The following is a 16,796-nucleotide window of genomic DNA, read 5'->3' on the forward strand; positions in this document are numbered from 1 at the left end:
CCAGCGCCGCCCGGCAGCGCGTTCAGGCCTGCGCCGCGCGTGCCGGACGGGCGGGAACGAAGGTCGAAACCAGCCATGCGACGAGGAAGGTCGCCGGAACGGTGACCAGCGCGGGATAGTCGGTCGGGATCAGCGGCTCGGGATGGCCCAGCGCCTTCATCCAGAAGGCCGGGCTGGCGACGATCCCCAGCACGCTCGTTACCAGGCCGAACAGCCCTGCCGCGACCGTGCCCGCGGTGGTCAACCCCCGCCAGTAAATCGCCAGGATCAGCAGGGGGAAGGTGGTGCTGGCGGCGACCGTCTGTCCCATCACGATCAAAAAGGTGATGTTTTCCTTCTGGAACAGGATCGCCAGCCCCACGCCGATCGCCGATGTCACCAGCGCGGCGAGGCGGAATATCGCGACCTCCGATCCTTCGGTCAGCGACCGGCCCTTGCGAAAGCCCAGCACCAGGTCATGCGACGTGGCCGAAGAGATCGAGATGGTCAGCCCGGCGACAACCGCCAATATGGTCGAAAAGGCTACCGCGCTCATCAGGCCGAACAGCATGTCGCCGCCCAGCAGCCGCGCCAGGTGCATGGTGATCATGTTCGTCCCGCCGATGATCCCGCCCGATGGGTCGCGCAGCGATGCGTCCCCGCCCACGAAGGCGATCGCCGCCGGGCCGAGGACCAGCAGGACGGTGGCCATCGCGATGCCGATGATCGTCGTGCCGATCACCAGCGACCGGCGGGCGGCGCGCTCGTCGGGCACCGTGAAGAAGCGGATCAGCAGATGCGGCATCCCCATCATGCCGGTCACCTGCGTCAGCGCAAGGCTGATCGCGCCGAACATCCCCAGCTGAAGCCCGCCGAACGCGAACATGTCGCGGCTGCGCGCGCTGATCTCGGCAAGGTCGAATAACGGCGCATAGCCCCCGGCGCGCCCGATGCAGAGCGCCGCCAGCACCGCGACCATCGCGATCAGGATCACCGCCTTGATGATCTGCACCCAGGTCGCCGCCAGCATTCCGCCGAACGCGACATAGATGGTCATGAGCGCCGCGATGATCCCGACCGCGAAATTGAACGGAATGCCGAACACGATCGAAATCAGCGCGCCCGCGCCGACCAGCTGCGCGACGAGGTTGATAAGCGAAATGACGATCGTGCACAGACCGATGACGATGCGGATGTGCGGCGATTCCATCCGGTGGGTGACGACGTCGCCCAGCGTGAAGCGTCCCAGACGGCGCAGCGGGCCGACGATCAGCGTCAGCATCAGGAACAACCCGGCCAGCGGCGTGATCAGATAAGGCGCGGCATCCATGCCGACCGCGAAGAACAGCCCGACAATGCCAAGCACCGTGCCCGCCGACAGGAAATCGCCAGCGATGGCCAGGCCGTTTTGCGGCGCCGATATCTTGCCTTCGGCGGCATAGAAGGAGGCCCGGCCGCTGTTGCGCCGCGCGGCCCAGAAAGTGATGGCGATGGTGATGGCCACGGTGGCCAGAAAATAATGGATCTGGCTCATACCCCGTCATCCTCGCCCAGCGGCACCCAGGACGCCGCAACCATCAATGCGAACCAGCAGATCGCGAGCCACACGACCACGGGCACACCCGCCAGGTCATGATCGAACCATTGGGGGGTAAGCTGCGGCGCGCCCTGCAACAGCACCATCGGCGCCAGCGCCGCCACGGCGAAAGCGATCCTCCGTCCGATCCGCATGGTCAGGCGCCTTTCCGCTGCGAAAAGGATGTTTGGGTCATCGGCGGCGCGCATGTGGCGCTGGCGTCGATTGCCAACGACAATCGCCCCCCTTCCTTGCGGCTAACGCCGACGACTTCGCCCCTGGCCATGCATTCCCCCCTTCGTGATTCGGCCACTATTGGCCGGACAACCGCCGCCCTCAACCTCCTGTTGGATAGGGCGACCCGGCGCCGGCTCGACCGGGCCGATCCAATCGGCATCTTGTGTCAGAGGAGCGTGCCGCCGTCGACATGCAGCACCTGCCCGGTGACGAAACTCGCACGGGCGGAGGCAAGATAGAGGACGGCGGCGGCGACTTCCTCCGGCCGCGCGGTCGTTCGTCCCAGCGGGCCGGTCCGTTGCAGCTTGGCGAGTTCGGCCGGGTCCACCTCGCCGAATGCCTTGGTGAAGAATCCATGTTCGGGATGGAACCGGCTGCCCTGGCTGTAGGCAGCCGGATCGTCCGACATGGTGGCATAGGGCGCGACGCAGTTGACGGTGATCCCGTGCTGGCCCACTTCCTTCGCCAGAACGCGGGTAAAGCCGTGCACGGCGCTCTTTGCAGCGGAATAGACCGGCAACATATAATCGCCGACCGTGCCGGCGGTCGAACCGATGTTGACGATCCGCCCCGCGCCGCGCACCACCATGTCCGGCAGGATCGCGCGGGTGACCCGAAGCGTCGTCATCAAGGTGATGTCGATATCCGCCTGCCAGGTCGCCGGATCGGATTCGACGAACACCCCCGATGCGGCATTTCCGCCGACATTGTTGACCAGAACGGCCGCCGGGCCGATGGCCTTCCCCGCCTCCGCGATCCGGGCGGGCGCCTCGTCATCCAGCAGGTCCGCCGCGAGGAAAACGACATCGCTCGCGCCCCGCTCCCGCGCTTCGGCGGCGACACGTCCGCCTGCCGCCACATCCCGGCCCACGATGAGCAGGCTCGCCCCTTCCGCCGCGAAGTCCAGCGCGATCGCGCGACCGATATTCGCGGTCGCGCCCGTCACGATCACGAGTTTCCCATGCAGTCCCAGATCCATTGCGCTTCCCCTCCCGGCCCTATTGTCTGTAGCGCGAGTCCGCCCACGCCAGAGCATTCTCTACACACAGCCGGGCCCGCGCGCGACGGCTTCGGCTATTTACCCGGCGAAATCGCCATAGATGGCGCGCAAGACTTCGGGTTCACGCTGATTTGCGGCATGGGCTTCATTGATGGTGCGAACGGCGTCCAGGCCGCGCAAGCCGATCAGCGTCGGCCGGCCATGCTCAACCATCGGATAGCGCGCGTCCGTGCGATAGCATGCGATCTGCCCGTTACTGCCCCGCACGGCATCACGAAGCGCGGCATGGGCCTGCGCCGGATCGGACCACCAGCATTGGATGACGGCTCCGAACAGCCGGCTCGCGCCTCCCTCCTCGACATCCGTATCGTTCCACCCGGAAGGATCGGCGCCGCACAGGTCATGAAGCGCAACCATGGCCGCGCCCGCTTCGGTCAACCCTCTCGCCACGGCGTTCCCATCCAGTTCCTGCGGCAGGACGAGAAAGTGGCTGCCGAGCGCCGAACGATCGGCCTCGCCGGAAATCGACGTGGCATCGGCTTCGAGATTGTAGAGCAAGGCACGGCGAAAGACATTCTGTTCGTCGCGGTGGATATGTTTCGTGACGTCGCTGTGGATCAGGCCGTCGCGGTCGCCGGGGGCGGCGAAAGTGACGACGGCAATGCCCTCGAACGGTTCGACGATGGATGAGCCAATATCCTCCAGCGGCGTCGCATGATGCTGGGTATAGCTTTCAAAACCGGGGATGCGGGCGGCCATCACGCCATGGATGTCGCGCCAATAGCGCGAGAAAAGATCGCGCGTGATGCCCGGCTTGCGCTCCAGCAGCGCGATGGTGGTCGGCATTCCCATTACAGCCAGCCAGCCATGACCGGCGAGGAGGGGTCGCCATCGCCATGGCGGCCGCGCCATTCAGGCGGGGTCGCCCCCAGGCCCCCGTCGGCCTCGGCATGATCCTGCCGCCAGTCGAGCAGGCCATGGCGATGCGCGATGCGCCATTCGCCGTCGCGCCGCTCGAACCGGTCGATATAGCGTCCCCCGATCAGGATGACGCCGCCCCCGGCCAATGAGAACAGGGTCCAGGGCGGATAGTCGGCCGGCACCTGGTGAGAGGCGCGCAGATACGTCTCGCTCCAGGCGGTATCGCCGTCAAAGCGAATGGTGATGTTGCTGACCTGATGATGGGTCGGGCCGATCGGATCGATCAGTCCCTTCGCCTGCGCCACGAAATCGCGCCACGTCCCTTCGATCGAGAAGAATTTATAGGTGGCGTCTTCGTGGAAGACGCTGTCCATCAGGGTCCAGCGGCGACGGTCCACCGCGTGGCAATAGCGATGTATGACGTCCATGATCTCGAACCGCCATGCCGCCTGTTCAAGCGTTACGCCTGCCATAATGCGCCCTCCACCGGCAACACCGTGCCTGATACATAAGCGCCCGCGCGCGACGCGAGGAAAAGGACGGCTCCACCGATATCCTCCGGCGATCCCAGGCGCCCGGCAGGGATGCCCGCGATCATCTGGTCCTTGAGGCCCGGCACCGCCGCGAAGAAGCCGTCGGTCATGTCGCTGGGGAAGAAACCGGGCGCGATGGCGTTGACGGTAATCCCCTGCGCGGTCAGGTCCGACGCCATCATGCGCGTGAGTTGATGGATTGCCGCCTTGCTGGCGCCATAAGCATAGGCGCCGTTGCTGCTGCGGCCCCAGAGCGCCCCGATGGAACCGATGGAAATGATGCGCGCGGGATCGCCCGGGCGGGAAGCAGCCTTGAACTGCGGCAGCAACGCCTGCGCCAGGAAGAAAGGCGCGCGCAGGTTGAGACCGAGTTCGCGATCCCACTGGTCGGCGCGCGCATCCTCTATCGCCCCCGCGCTGAACAGACCGGCATTGTTGACCAATATGTGAAGCGCGGGCACCCGCCCGGCGATGTCGGCCGCGGCGGCCTCCACCCCGGCGGTCGTGCCAAGGTCATGGGCGAGAAAGGTCGCCTTGCCCGGGCCATCGAGACTGGCGGCAAAAGCCTTGCCTGCCTGCACGCCGCGCCCGACGATCAGCACGTCCGCGCCGGCCTCCACCAGCGTGCGGCTGATCATCGCGCCGACTCCCTTCGCACCGCCCGTCACCACGGCGGTCTTCCCCTGGACGGAAAACAGCGTGTCGAGGATGCTCATGCCGCAGCCGCCTTGGCGATGTTGAGGGTCTGAAGCGCGGTATAGGGATAAAGCCCCTCGATACCGCCTTCGACGCCGAAGCCGGACTGCTTGTTCGCCGGAAAGGGGACGGCCGGATCGAGCGCGCAATGCTGGTTCACCCAGACGCTGCCGCTTTCCAGGCGCAACGCGACTTTCGCGGCGGCTTCGGGGTCGCTCGACCAGATGGAACCGCCCAGCGCATAGGGCGACGCGTTGGCGCGGGCGATCACATCGTCGACGTCGCTGTAACGGATGATCGGCAGGATAGGGCCGAACGGCTCCTCATCGACGATCACATCCCCCTCGGCCACGTCGCGCACGACGGTCAGCGGCACGAAATAGCCGGGGCCTTCGGGCAGTTCGCCGCCCGCGATGATCGTGCCGCTGGCCTTCGCGCCCGCCAGATAGTCCAGCACCTTGTCATATTGCGCCTTGTTCTGGACCGGGCCGAATTGCGCTTCGGGATCGCGGCCGCCAGCGAGCTTCGAGCCCGAAGCATAAGCCGCGATTTCCGCGCACATGGCGTCGTACAGGCTCTCATGGACATATAGACGCTTGATGATCGCGCAGACCTGACCGCTGTTGAAGAAGGCGAAGGCGAAGATGGCGGGCGCGATGGCCTTCACGTCCGCGTCGGGCAGCACGATCGCGGCATCATTGCCCCCCAGTTCGAGCGTGACCCGCTTGAGGGTGGGCGACGCCGCCTCCATGATCTTGCGGCCGGTGCCGGTCGATCCCGTGAAAGTGACCTTGGCGACGTCCGGATGGGCGACGAGATGCGCGCCTGCTTCATTGCCGCCTGACAGGATGTTGACGACACCGGCCGGCACGACATCCTTGATGAGTTCGCCCAGACGCAGGGTGGTGAGCGGCGTGGACGGTGCAGTCTTGACGACGATGCAGTTGCCTGCGGCCAGCGCCGGCGCGATCTTGTTGCAGGCGATGAAGACCGGCGCGTTCCACGGCACCACCGCGGCCACGACGCCCAGTGGCTTCCTGTGCAGTTCGACCCGGCGCGTGTCGTCCTCGATCAGGATTTCCGGTTCGATCCGCAGATTGGCATAATAGTTCAGATAGCCTTGGGCGAGGTGCGCGATCTCGAACTGGGCGAGCGCCATGGGACGTCCGGTTTCCTGGATGAGCAGCGCCGCCAGCTCGTCGCCATTGTCGGCGATGACCCTGGCCATGGCCGCAAGGGCATCGCCGCGCGCCTGCGCCGTGCTGTCGCGCCACGCCGGGAAGGCCCGCTTGGCCGCCGCCACCGCCTGATCGACTTCCGCTGCACCGGCGTCCGGCACCTGCGCCACGACGCTCTCGTCGCTGGGATCGATGACATCCATATGGCGCGCGGTATCGACCAGCGCCCCGTCGATCAGCATCTTGACCATCTTGTCCTACCTCTCCGGTGTCTTGTTCATTCTGTCAGGCGTTCTGGAGCAGCGGCGCGGGAGCACCGGCAGCGAGGATGGCCGCATCCTCGAATTTCTTGAGGATCATGGGTTCCAGCGCGCGCACCTTCTCGACATTGGCTTCCTTCACATGGCCGTAGCCGCGAATCTGCCCCGGCAGCGAGGCAAGCTCGACAGCGGCGGCATAATTAGCCGGCGTCAGGCGGCGCGCCACCATGAGCATCTGCGCTTCATAATGGTCGATCAGGCCGCGCTCCATCTTGCGCTCCTGCGTATAGCCGAAAATGTCGAAGGCGGTGCCGCGCAACCCCTTGAAGCGCGCGAGAAAGGTGAAGGCCTTACCCATCCACGAGCCGAATTCCCGCTTGATCAGGTGCCCGTCCGCGTCGCGCCTGGAAAAAAGCGGCGGAGCCAGATTGTAGCGCAGCTTCGCGCCGTCCTCGAACGCATCCTTGAGCTGCTGCCTGAACGCCGGGTCGGCATGCAGGCGGGCGACCTCATATTCGTCCTTATAGGCCATGAGCTTGGCGAAGTTGCGCGCCACCATGACGGACAGTTCATCCTTGCCCGGCGTCGCCAGCGATTCCGCCTTCGCCACGATATCGACCAGATCGCGGTAACGCTGCGCCCATGCGGCGTTCTGATAATCGGTCAAAAGCTGCGTGCGATGGGCGACAATGTCTTCCAGCTTCGTGAGCGGGATGAAGTCCAGTTCCTGCACATGGCTGACCACCGCTTTTTCGATGCGGGCCGGATCGATCGCCTTCAAGCGGCCAAGGGCGAAGGCGGCCTTGTTGAAGGGGACGGCGACGCCGTTGATCTCCACCGCGCGTTCAATGGCTTGCGGAGAGACGGGCAGCAGACCGAGCTGGCTCGCATAGCCGAGCATGAAGAGGTTCGCGGCGATGGTGTCGCCCAACAGCGCCAGGCCAAGGCCGGTGGCGTCCACGCCATGCAGGTCGGCCGACATCTTCTTAAGGCGACGGACGAGCAGCCCCTGGTCCAGCGTCAGGTCGGGATTGCGCTGGAAGGCTGGCGTCGGCGTGACACGCGCGTTGACGACCACCCTCGTGCGATCGGCCGACAATGTGATCGCCGGTTCCTTGGCCAGCCCCGCGACCGCGTCGAAGGCCAGCGCTAGGTCCGCCTCGCCGATGCCCAGTTTCTGCGCGCCAAGGTCGTCATTCCGTTCAGCGATGCGCAAATGGCTGAACACAGCGCCATTCTTCTGGCTAAGGCCGGTCATGTCGAACACCGATGTCGACTTGCCCTCCAGATGCGCCGCCATGGCGAGCAGCGCGCCGATGGTGACGACGCCGGTGCCGCCTATGCCAGAAATCATGATGTTATAGGCGCCGTCATGCAGCGGAACGATCGCCGGATCGGGCAGCGCCATGTCCGCCTCGCCGTCCAGCTGTGCCTTTTGGGGCTTGCGCGGCTCGGCGTCGAGGACGGTGACGAAGCTGGGGCAGAAACCCTTTACGCAGCTATAATCCTTGTTGCAGTTCGACTGGTCGATCTGCCGCTTGCGGCCAAGCTCGGTTTCCTTGGGCCAGACGCTCACGCAATTGGACTGGACCGAACAGTCGCCGCAGCCTTCGCACACCGCCGCGTTGATGAACATGCGCTTGGCGGGATCGGGAAACTTGCCGCGCTTGCGGCGGCGGCGCTTTTCCGCCGCACAGGTCTGTTCATAGACGATGACGGTGACGCCGGGCACATCGCGCAGTTCCTTCTGCACGGCGTCATAGGTGTCGCGGTGGTGGACGGTCACGCCCTCCCCCAGCCCGCTATGCGCGCCATAGAGGTCGGGACGGTCGGTGACGACGACGCAGCGCACCACGCCTTCGGCCAGCACCTGACGCGTGATGTCGCCGGGCGTCAGCGGCCCGTCGACCGGCTGGCCGCCGGTCATGGCGACGGCATCGTTGAACAGGATCTTGAAGGTCATGTTGACCTTCGCCGCGACCGCCCCGCGCACCGCAAGCAGACCGCTATGATAATAGGTGCCGTCGCCCATATTCTGGAAGATATGGTTCATGTCGCTGAAGTAGGCGAGGCTGTACCAATGGGCCCCTTCCCCGCCCATCTGCGTGTTGGGCAGCATTTCCGGCCCGGAATACATCGCCATGGCATGGCAACCGATGCCGCCCGCCGCGATCGAGCCTTCGGGGAAACGCGTACCGGTATTGTGCGGGCAGCCCGAACAGAAATAGGGGGAGCGCGCCGCATCGACGGGCTTGAGCGCAGCGATCGTCTCCATCTGGCGCGACAGGCGTTCGGCGCGCTCTGTCAGTGCTGCGTTCCCGGCACCCAGCCGGCGCAGGCGTTCGGCGATGACGAGCGCGAGCTGCACGGGTTCGAGCTGTTCGTCGGACGGGATCATGAAAACGCCGTCCTCGTCCAGCTTGCCGACGATGGGCGGCGTATCGGGGCGGCCATAGAGGATCGCCTTGGCCTGATTCTCGGTCAGCGGGTCTTTTTCCTCGATGAAGAGGAGTTCGGATTGGCCGGCGGCGAATTGAGCAAGGCCCTGCCGCTCCACCGGATACATGCAACCAAGCTTGTAGACGCTGATGCCCAGCGCGGCGGCGGCTTCGTCATCAAGGCCAAGCAGCTTCAGCGCCTGACGCACATCCTGCACCGCCTTGCCGGTCGAAACGATACCCAGCCTGCGGACCGGTGCGTCGACCAGCACGCGGTCGATGTGATTGGCGCGCACGAACTTCTCGATCAGCGGCCAGCGATAGCGCTTGACCACCGTTTCCGATGCGATGCGGTCGAGATGGGTCGGATAATTGTGAAAGCCGTTGGCGGGCGCCGCGCCGCGATCGGGCGTGATCGGGCCATTATCGCCGGAGCGGATATCGACCGTCATGGTCTGCTCCAGCGTCTCGTTGGTCAGCTTGAAGCCCGTATAAAGGCCGGTATAGCGCGACATCGCAATGCCCAGCAGGCCGAAGTCGATAACGTCCTGCACATTGGATGGTGCCAGGATCGGCATGCCCGCGTGCATCAGCGCCAACTCGCTTTGATGCGCGACGGTGGAAGACTTGCCCGAATGATCGTCGCCCGCGACGATCAGCACACCGCCATGGGGGTGCGTGCCCGCAATATTGCCGTGCTTGAACGAATCGCCGGACCGGTCGACGCCCGGCCCCTTGCCGTACCAGATGGCAAAGACGCCATCCTTGTTGGCGCCGGGCGTGGTGGCCAGCATCTGCGTGCCCCACACCGCGGTTGCGGCCAGATCCTCGTTCACGCCGGGCTGGAACAGGATGTCGTGGCTTTCCAACAGCTTCTTCGCCCGCCACAATTCCATATCGTAGGACCCGAGCGGCGAGCCGCGATAGCCCGATATGAAACCGCCGGTGTTGAGGCCGTTGCGCTGGTCGATTTCCTTCTGCAGCAGCGGCACGCGGATCAAGGCATGGGTGCCGCTCATGATCACCCGGCCGTCATCAATCGTATATTTATCGTCCAGTTTCACGTCACGCATGGGTTGTCTCTTTCGGCTCCGGCTCGTGCCAGGCAGCCGCCTTGTCGTGGAGGTAGGCAGCAAAGGCGGGGTAAAAATCGGCAAGGACAGTGCGGCTGGACGGGCGCATCGCCAGGCGATCGCGCCAGTCACGCAGGCCCGCAACGGAATCGATCAGCGAGGCGTCATAGCTGAACCGCATGACGCGCTCCCCCAAATCGACCGTATAAAAGGCGAACAGGTCGGCATGGGTCAGCTGCGCGCCCATCAGGAACGGCGCGGGCGCGATCAGACGCGAAAGCGCGCCCATCGCGCGCTCCACGACAGGCCGGACCGCCGCGATCGCCTCCGGCGCGTTTACGCCGCCCATGAAGACGCCGGGAAAGAGCGAGCGCAATGGCGCCTCGACATAAAGCTGCACGATGTTGATGATCTGCCGCGCACGCGCCCGCTCGAACGGATCGGCGGGATATAGGGGAACACCTGGCACCACATCTTCGATATATTCGACGATGGCGATGGTTTCCGCGATGCAACCGGCGGGGGTTCGCAGATAGGGGATCTTGCCCATCGCGCTCGCCGCCAGGAAAGCATCGTCCTGGCTGGCGCGGGTGGGAACGATCGTGAAGTCCGCGCCTTTCTCGATCAACGCAGCGCGCGCCGTGTTGAAATAATTGCTCACCGGATAGCCGTGCAGGGCCAGGGTTCCGGGCGCGGAATCGAATGAGGGACCAGTCATGTCATGCCGGGACCTGGGAAACGAGGATGTCGTTGCCGTCCACCTTCACGTCGTAACGCTGGAGCAGCAGGTCGGGATCTTCCTCGCATTCGCCGGTCACCAGATCGAAGCTCCAGCCGTGCCAGGGGCAGGTCAGCACCGTGCCGCACAGTTCGCCCTGATGCAGCGGGCCATGGGCATGGGGGCAACGCGCCGCCGTGGCGACGGGTGCACCGTTCACCAGGAATATCAGGATCTTTTCCGATCCCAGCGACACGCGGAGGGGCTTTTCCGCGCTCAGCTCCGACATTTCACCGACTTTCATCATATCCACTCCCTTGCGCCCCCTTGTCCGCGGGGGCATTGCCCCTGTCCTAACGCATCGGGCTCCGCCACGGCAGGGCGGGCGACGCCATATCCGTGCAAAAGGTGACAGCCGGGGATATTCGGCTCTTTCCGCCCGGAACGAAGGTTGCCGCTCACGGCGCTTCCTCCGCGAAGATCTTGCCCGGATTGAGGATGCCCTTGGGATCGAGCATATGCTTGATGTCGCGCATCAGCCCTCGCTCCAGCGGGTTGCGCGTGATCGACAGCCAGGGCTTTTTTTCCAGACCGATGCCATGTTCCGCGGACACCGATCCGCCAATCGGCCGCAGCGGTTCATAGACGCAGGCTTCGACCTGTTCGCGATCGCCCGCTCCACCAGCGCCAATGGCGATGTGCAGATTGCCGTCGCCGACATGGCCCAGGAAGGCGATGCCGCCATCGGGCCAGATGGCTTTCAGCCGCCGGGTGACCTCCGCCATATAAGCTTCCATGTCACCGACCGGCAGGCTTACGTCGAAAGCGTAGAAGGGCTGGAAATCATGGACGATATGTTCCAGATCCTCGCGGATGCCCCAGATCGCATCGCGATCCTTTTCGGAGCGGGCGACGATGGCGTCGTCGAACAGGCCCTTTTCCGCTGCATCGGCCAGCACCGCCTCGAACAGGTCGCGGTCGCGCTCATGGTCGGAACCGAGCGCCTCGATCATCGCATAATAGGGCTTGTCTGACCCCAGTGGCGCGGCATGGCGCCCGGCCCCGGTGTTGACGCGGTAGAAACTGTTGTCGACCAGTTCGAAGGCGCTGAGCAGTCCGCCGAGCGCGCCATCGACATAGCGCAGCAACTTGGCGATCCGGTCGAAGCTGTCGGCGCAGACCAGCGCGGTGTTGCTGCTGACCGGCCGCTCGCGCAGGCGCAGCACCAGACGGGTGATGACCCCCAGCGTGCCCTCGCTGCCGATGAACAGCTGTTTCAGGTCATAGCCGGTGTTATTCTTGATCATCCGGTTCATCGACGACAGCACCCGGCCATCGGCCAGCACAACCTCCATGCCCAGAACCTGCTCGCGCATCATGCCATAGCGGATGACCCTCATGCCGCCCGCATTGGTGGCCGCATTGCCGCCCAGCTGGCAGGAACCGCGTCCACCCAGATCGAGCGGGAAGCTGAGACCATAGGGTTCCAGATGGTCCTGGAAGCTTTCCAGGATCACGCCCGCCTGGACGATGGCGGTGCGGTTGGCGGGATCGACGCTCTCGATCCGGTTCATGCGTTCAAGCGACAGGATGATATCGCCCCGCCGCGTCTGGGTCGCGCGGACCCAGCCGGACATGCCGCCCTGGATGACCACCGGCTGGTCGGCGGCGTGGCACAGCGCCATCACCTGCGACACCTGCTCGGTGGTTTCCGGGCGCAGGAGTATGTCCGCTTCGACCCTGTCCATGAAATAACCCGGATAGCGGTTCGAAACATCCGCGCCGGCCAGGACGCCGCTCTCGCCCAATATGGCGCGAAGCTTGTCGATCAGGATGGATGATGGCGCCCCAGCAGCCGACGGCTCGCCGCTCATCGTGCCTTGAACCTGACCGGCAGCGTCTTGGGACCACGCGCGAAATAGGAATCGGACCATTTCACGGTGTCTCCGATCACCTCGATTCTTTCGAAACGGGCAGTCAGGATTTCCAGCGCCGATTTCGCTTCCATGCGGGACAGATAGGAGCCGAGGCAGAAATGCGGCCCCTGCCCGAACGACATGATCTCCTTGGGGTTGCGGTCCAGCACCAGTTCCTCGGATCGGTCAAATTTGCGCTCGTCATGATTGGCTGATCCGAGCAGCGGAAGTACCAGCGATCCTTTGGGAATGGCCACGCCCGCCAGCCGCGTATCGCAGGTCGTGTGACGGAACAGCATCTGCACCGGCCCGTCGAAGCGCAGCATCTCCTCCAGCAACGCCGGGATCTTGCCCGGATCGGCCCAGATCGCCTGCGCGATGTCGGGATGGGTCTTCAGGTGAGCGAAGGTGATGCCCAACAGGTTCGTGGTCGTCTCCACGCCGCCGATCAGCAGCAGGATCGCCATATTCAGCACTTCGCTGCGGGTCAGGCGTTCGCCATTGACCTCCGCCTGGATGAATCCGCTGATGAGGTCGGGGCCGGGATTGGCGGCCCGTTCGTCATAGACTTCCTCGAAATAGGCACGGATGGCCTGCGAGCTGCGCTCGATCTCGGCAAGCCGTTCGGGGCCATAGGCCGCGCGGTTACCGGCCGCGAGCAGATCGTCCACCCAGGTCTTGAAGTCCACCCGCCGGGCGATGTCGACGCCCAGCACTTCGGCGATGACGCTGACCGGAAACAGGCCGGAAAATTCCCAGACGAAATCGAACGTCCCTTCGGCGCCATGTTTGGCGAAGATGGCGTCGATCAGCTCGTGCGTGACGCTGCGGATGCGATCCTGCATCACACCGACGCGGCTCGGCACGAACGCCTTGTTGGCGAGCTTGCGGATGCGGACATGGCCCGGCGGGTCGAGCGAGATCATCGGCTGCACTTCGGGCACCGGATCATATTCGCCCAGCAACGCCGGCCAGAATTGCGCGGAGGAAAAGGTCTTGCCGTCGCTCAACACTTCCTCGACGTCGTCCCAGCGGGAAACGGCGAAGCCCTGCATCATGTCGAGCCATTTGACCGGTTCTTCGGCCCGCAGCCTGGCATAATGCGGATAGGGATTGGCGGTGACAGCCGGATCGAGCGGATTATAGGTCATGCCGCCTCACGCCGAAACAGTGTTGAACGCCGGGACGACGCCGAGTTGCTGGAAGACCGGAACCGCATCCCAGATGCTGCGCTCCAACACGATCTTGCCATTTTCGTCCCACCCCATGACGGTGACGCCGCGGGTCTTTGTGATCTTGCCCCTGGCGGGAACGCCCAGGAAATCGCCGGCATGTTTGGTTTCCCAGGTCCACTGGAAGGACCCCAGCCGATTGTCGCCGACATAATCGAACACGTCGAACCGGTTATAGCTTTGGGTCGGGTCTTCGATGACGAAGCCCTCGAAGAATTTGCGCAGCGCCGGGAGGTCATTGTTGATTCGAAGGTCGAAATTGACATCCTCGAACTGAAACTGCGGATTGTAGAGCGTCATCAGCTCATCGGTGCCGTCGGCGAACAGGCCGATCCAATATTGCGCCCAATCCTTGTTCATTTGCTCTCTCCTCTTCTGGCGCCCCTGCCGTGCGCGCCTGCGGCGCAATTCATCCGGCGCGCCGTTGGCCTATTGATAAGGCTGCACCGAAAAGCGGCCATGGCCAAGCGGGCGCGCGATTTGCTTTTCGTGCCAAAATCGCGGACATTTTGCGCCATTCGCCGTTATGCTGCACCGCAAAATGGCAGAAATCCGCCATTGCCTGCCTTCATCTATTGTCTCGTTAGGTCATCCCCTGTCACGCTGGGGCATTTTCTTCGAAGCGATATGGCTGTCTTCAAAGGGCAACTCTGAAATCACGTTCGACAGAAACGCCGTGTCAATCGGCGACGAATTATCAGGGAAGGAGAGACGCCATGAAACGCATCAGGAATCTGCCGCTTATAAGCCTCATGATATCGGCGGGTTTTGCCCTGCCCGCGGTCGCGCAGGAAGCTGCCCCCGCGCAGCAGTCGCAGCGGAGCAGCAATACACTCGACGACATCGTCGTCACCGCGACCAAACGTAACGAAAATCTAGTCAAGGTGCCCATTTCCGTCAGCGTCGTCACGGAAGCGGCGATCGCGGAACGCGGCATCACCCGTCCCGCCGATTTCCTGGCTTCGACGCCGAACGTCACTTTCGTCGAGGATAATGCGGGCGAGGCCTATATCAACATTCGCGGCCAGACGTCGGTGCGCAATTCCGATCCGAACGTGGCGATCGTCATCGACGGCGTCACCCTGTCGAGCGTCAAGCCGTTCAACCAGGACCTGTTCGGCATCCAGCAGATCGAGGTTCTGAAGGGGCCGCAGAGCGCCCTTTACGGCCGCAACGCCGCCGCCGGCGCCATCGTCATCACGACGAAAAAGCCGGGCGACACGTTCGAGGGGAATGTCGTCGCGGCCTATGGCAATTTCAACACGGCCCGCGCCAGCGCATCGGTCAGCGGCCCGCTTGCGCCCGGTCTGGGTTTCTCCGTCGCCGGCGCGTTCCGCGATACGGACGGCCCATTCACCAACGTGACCACTGGCGAGAAGGTCCAGCGGTTCCAGAACAGCAGTGGCCGCGCGCGTCTCGTCTACGACAATGACGGGCCGTTCACCGCCGACCTGAAGGTGACGGCGCTTCGTTCCAAGGGCGGCGGCAGCGCCTATAACGCGCAGTTCGTCGGCCTGCCGATCGGCGGCTTCCCCGGCACCGCGCTGGACGCGAACAATACCGACATGCCGTTCGTCTCCAACGTCGTTGGGGGATTCAGCGAGAAGTTCATCGATGCGACCTTCAAGGCGGAATATGACATGGGCTGGGCGAAGATCACGTCCATTTCCAGCTATAACCACCTGAACCAATATTTCGGCAGCGATTCCCCGCCCTATATTCCGCAGGACACCGGACTCGCGGGCGGCGGCACGGTGCAGCAATATACCTATGTCGACACCAACTATTCTCAGGAAGTGCGCCTGACGTCGGACAGCGCCAATCGCTTCCGCTGGCAGGTCGGTTTCTACATCCTGCGGTTCGAGCGCGATCAGACCAGCAAGATCGGACTGGACACCAATGGCTCGCTGCCGGCCGATCGCGATACGATCGACCCGGCGACCACGGTTTCCTACAGCAATCCGCTCTATCGCACGACCAGCTACGCGCCCTTCGCCAGCCTGCAGTTCGACGTGACCGATCAGTTCCACATCAACCTTGCGGGCCGCTACGACACGGAAAAGCGGTCGATCCGCGAAGCGGCTTCTCCCGCGATCAATCCGCTGACCGGCATCAGCTACAATAATTGCGTGGCGCAGGGCACGGCGTTCGACGACTGCAAATTGTCGCGGACGTTCAAGCAGTTCGAACCCAAGGCCAGCCTGTCCTATGACATCGCGCCCACGGCCAGCGTCTATGCCAGCTATGGCAAGGGCTTCAAGTCGGGCGGCTTCAACCCCATCGGGTCGCGTCAGGCGCTGATCGATGCGGCGGGCGGCAATGCAGCCAACATCTATGTGCAGGACGGTTACAACAAGGAAGTCTCGACCTCCTATGAAATCGGTGCGAAGGCGCGCTTCTTCGATCGCAGGCTGTCGATCAACGCCGCCGTCTTCAAGACCGACATTTCCGGCGCGCAGCAATTCCAGTTCCAGCCGTCCGCCGGTTTGCAGACGACGATCAGCATCGACAAGGTGAAACTCAAGGGCTTCGACATCGACTTCGACGCGCAATTGCCCATGGGTCTGCACCTGTTCGGCGGCTACGGCTATACGCACGGCCGGGTCGCGGCCTTCGCAGGCAATCCGGCCGCGGTCGGCAATGTCGCGCCGGGCGCATTCAAATATACGCTGAACCTGGGCGCCAGCCAGGTCATCGACCTGACCGACCAGTTGACGCTGGTGCCCCGGATCGAAATGAACCGCTATGGCTCCATCTGGTGGGACGTCGACAATTTCGCCGGCACCAAGCGCAATCCGCTGACCCTGCTGAAGGCACGCCTGTCGCTCAAGAGCGCCAATGGCTGGGAAATTTCGGCCTATGGCGACAACATCACCAACAAGAAATATTTCCAGGAGGTCGTGCCGCTGTTGTCGACCTTCACCGTCAACTATCGCGGCCCGACCCGTAGCTATGGTCTCGAAGCCCGCGTCGATTTCTGATCCTCCCCCTCAGGGCCCGGCCATGCGCCGGGCCTGTTTTTTCATTTGTCGCGGAGGC

The 16,796-nt window shown here is 63.9% G+C and carries 14 protein-coding genes; 1 reads left to right on the top strand and 13 read right to left on the bottom strand.

Translation table 11 applies throughout. The features are described from left to right. Positions 1 to 22 precede the first annotated feature (22 nt). The 13 genes from ATN00_RS03110 to ATN00_RS03170 all read right to left on the bottom strand — a co-directional run bounded on the left by ATN00_RS03110 (position 23) and on the right by ATN00_RS03170 (position 14,117). On the bottom strand, positions 23 to 1,513 hold the full coding sequence (locus ATN00_RS03110; RefSeq protein ID WP_062061999.1) for a solute symporter family protein: 1,491 nt from the start codon (positions 1,511 to 1,513) through the stop codon (positions 23 to 25). Then, the gene (locus ATN00_RS03115; RefSeq protein WP_156415207.1) at positions 1,510 to 1,710 is read right to left on the bottom strand and encodes a hypothetical protein; all 201 of its coding nucleotides are present in this window, start codon (positions 1,708 to 1,710) and stop codon (positions 1,510 to 1,512) included. The genes ATN00_RS03110 and ATN00_RS03115 overlap by 4 nt, the downstream gene beginning before the upstream one ends. Before the next feature lie 248 nt (positions 1,711 to 1,958). Continuing rightward, positions 1,959 to 2,771: an SDR family NAD(P)-dependent oxidoreductase gene (locus ATN00_RS03120; protein WP_062062005.1), complete on the bottom strand. Its 813-nt coding sequence runs from the start codon at positions 2,769 to 2,771 to the stop codon at positions 1,959 to 1,961. 99 nt (positions 2,772 to 2,870) lie between these two features. Continuing rightward, complete coding sequence (locus ATN00_RS03125; RefSeq protein ID WP_062062007.1) at positions 2,871 to 3,644, bottom strand: EthD domain-containing protein; 774 nt, start codon at positions 3,642 to 3,644, stop codon at positions 2,871 to 2,873. Further along, the gene (locus ATN00_RS03130; RefSeq protein ID WP_062062009.1) at positions 3,644 to 4,186 is read right to left on the bottom strand and encodes a nuclear transport factor 2 family protein; all 543 of its coding nucleotides are present in this window, start codon (positions 4,184 to 4,186) and stop codon (positions 3,644 to 3,646) included. The genes ATN00_RS03125 and ATN00_RS03130 overlap by 1 nt, the downstream gene beginning before the upstream one ends. Next, entirely contained in the window at positions 4,174 to 4,962 is a 789-nt protein-coding gene (locus ATN00_RS03135; RefSeq protein ID WP_062062012.1) for an SDR family oxidoreductase, read from the bottom strand. The genes ATN00_RS03130 and ATN00_RS03135 overlap by 13 nt, the downstream gene beginning before the upstream one ends. Beyond that, on the bottom strand, positions 4,959 to 6,371 hold the full coding sequence (locus ATN00_RS03140) for an aldehyde dehydrogenase family protein (protein ID WP_062062014.1): 1,413 nt from the start codon (positions 6,369 to 6,371) through the stop codon (positions 4,959 to 4,961). The genes ATN00_RS03135 and ATN00_RS03140 overlap by 4 nt, the downstream gene beginning before the upstream one ends. A gap of 34 nt (positions 6,372 to 6,405) precedes the next feature. Next, entirely contained in the window at positions 6,406 to 9,891 is a 3,486-nt protein-coding gene (locus ATN00_RS03145; protein WP_062062016.1) for an indolepyruvate ferredoxin oxidoreductase family protein, read from the bottom strand. Then, complete coding sequence (locus ATN00_RS03150) at positions 9,884 to 10,609, bottom strand: glutathione S-transferase family protein (protein WP_062062019.1); 726 nt, start codon at positions 10,607 to 10,609, stop codon at positions 9,884 to 9,886. The genes ATN00_RS03145 and ATN00_RS03150 overlap by 8 nt, the downstream gene beginning before the upstream one ends. A gap of 1 nt (position 10,610) precedes the next feature. Further along, positions 10,611 to 10,916 (bottom strand): Rieske (2Fe-2S) protein, encoded by a 306-nt coding sequence (locus tag ATN00_RS03155; protein ID WP_062062022.1) that lies wholly within the window; start codon positions 10,914 to 10,916, stop codon positions 10,611 to 10,613. Positions 10,917 to 11,067: 151 nt separating this feature from the next. Next, positions 11,068 to 12,483 carry an FAD-binding oxidoreductase gene (locus ATN00_RS03160; RefSeq protein WP_062062025.1) on the bottom strand — a complete coding sequence of 472 codons (1,416 nt, stop codon included), beginning with the start codon at positions 12,481 to 12,483 and terminating at the stop codon, positions 11,068 to 11,070. Next, positions 12,480 to 13,676, bottom strand: coding sequence for a cytochrome P450 (locus ATN00_RS03165; protein WP_062062028.1), 1,197 nt, complete (start codon positions 13,674 to 13,676; stop codon positions 12,480 to 12,482). Before ATN00_RS03165 ends, ATN00_RS03160 begins: the two co-directional genes overlap by 4 nt. Positions 13,677 to 13,682: 6 nt before the next feature. Continuing rightward, positions 13,683 to 14,117 (bottom strand): ester cyclase, encoded by a 435-nt coding sequence (locus ATN00_RS03170; protein WP_062062031.1) that lies wholly within the window; start codon positions 14,115 to 14,117, stop codon positions 13,683 to 13,685. Between the two features lie 356 nt (positions 14,118 to 14,473). Between ATN00_RS03170 and ATN00_RS03175 the strand changes: the two genes are divergently transcribed. Next, on the top strand, positions 14,474 to 16,738 hold the full coding sequence (locus ATN00_RS03175) for a TonB-dependent receptor (protein WP_062062034.1): 2,265 nt from the start codon (positions 14,474 to 14,476) through the stop codon (positions 16,736 to 16,738). The last annotated feature ends 58 nt before the right edge of the window (positions 16,739 to 16,796 follow it).

It is taken from the genome of Sphingobium baderi (assembly GCF_001456115.1).
Taxonomy (GTDB): domain Bacteria; phylum Pseudomonadota; class Alphaproteobacteria; order Sphingomonadales; family Sphingomonadaceae; genus Sphingobium; species Sphingobium baderi_A.

Bases quoted from the DNA above. Each gene is read 5' to 3' on its own strand.
- ATN00_RS03145 (WP_062062016.1), bottom strand. From the start codon at position 9,891: ATGCGTGACGTGAAACTGGACGATAAATATACGATTGATGACGGCCGG.
- ATN00_RS03160 (WP_062062025.1), bottom strand. From the start codon at position 12,483: ATGAGCGGCGAGCCGTCGGCTGCTGGGGCGCCATCATCCATCCTGATC.
- ATN00_RS03155 (WP_062062022.1), bottom strand. From the start codon at position 10,916: ATGATGAAAGTCGGTGAAATGTCGGAGCTGAGCGCGGAAAAGCCCCTC.
- ATN00_RS03135 (WP_062062012.1), bottom strand. From the start codon at position 4,962: ATGAGCATCCTCGACACGCTGTTTTCCGTCCAGGGGAAGACCGCCGTG.
- ATN00_RS03125 (WP_062062007.1), bottom strand. From the start codon at position 3,644: ATGGGAATGCCGACCACCATCGCGCTGCTGGAGCGCAAGCCGGGCATC.
- ATN00_RS03130 (WP_062062009.1), bottom strand. From the start codon at position 4,186: ATGGCAGGCGTAACGCTTGAACAGGCGGCATGGCGGTTCGAGATCATG.
- ATN00_RS03175 (WP_062062034.1), top strand. From the start codon at position 14,474: ATGAAACGCATCAGGAATCTGCCGCTTATAAGCCTCATGATATCGGCG.
- ATN00_RS03110 (WP_062061999.1), bottom strand. From the start codon at position 1,513: ATGAGCCAGATCCATTATTTTCTGGCCACCGTGGCCATCACCATCGCC.
- ATN00_RS03150 (WP_062062019.1), bottom strand. From the start codon at position 10,609: ATGACTGGTCCCTCATTCGATTCCGCGCCCGGAACCCTGGCCCTGCAC.
- ATN00_RS03165 (WP_062062028.1), bottom strand. From the start codon at position 13,676: ATGACCTATAATCCGCTCGATCCGGCTGTCACCGCCAATCCCTATCCG.
- ATN00_RS03115 (WP_156415207.1), bottom strand. From the start codon at position 1,710: ATGCGGATCGGACGGAGGATCGCTTTCGCCGTGGCGGCGCTGGCGCCG.
- ATN00_RS03120 (WP_062062005.1), bottom strand. From the start codon at position 2,771: ATGGATCTGGGACTGCATGGGAAACTCGTGATCGTGACGGGCGCGACC.
- ATN00_RS03140 (WP_062062014.1), bottom strand. From the start codon at position 6,371: ATGGTCAAGATGCTGATCGACGGGGCGCTGGTCGATACCGCGCGCCAT.
- ATN00_RS03170 (WP_062062031.1), bottom strand. From the start codon at position 14,117: ATGAACAAGGATTGGGCGCAATATTGGATCGGCCTGTTCGCCGACGGC.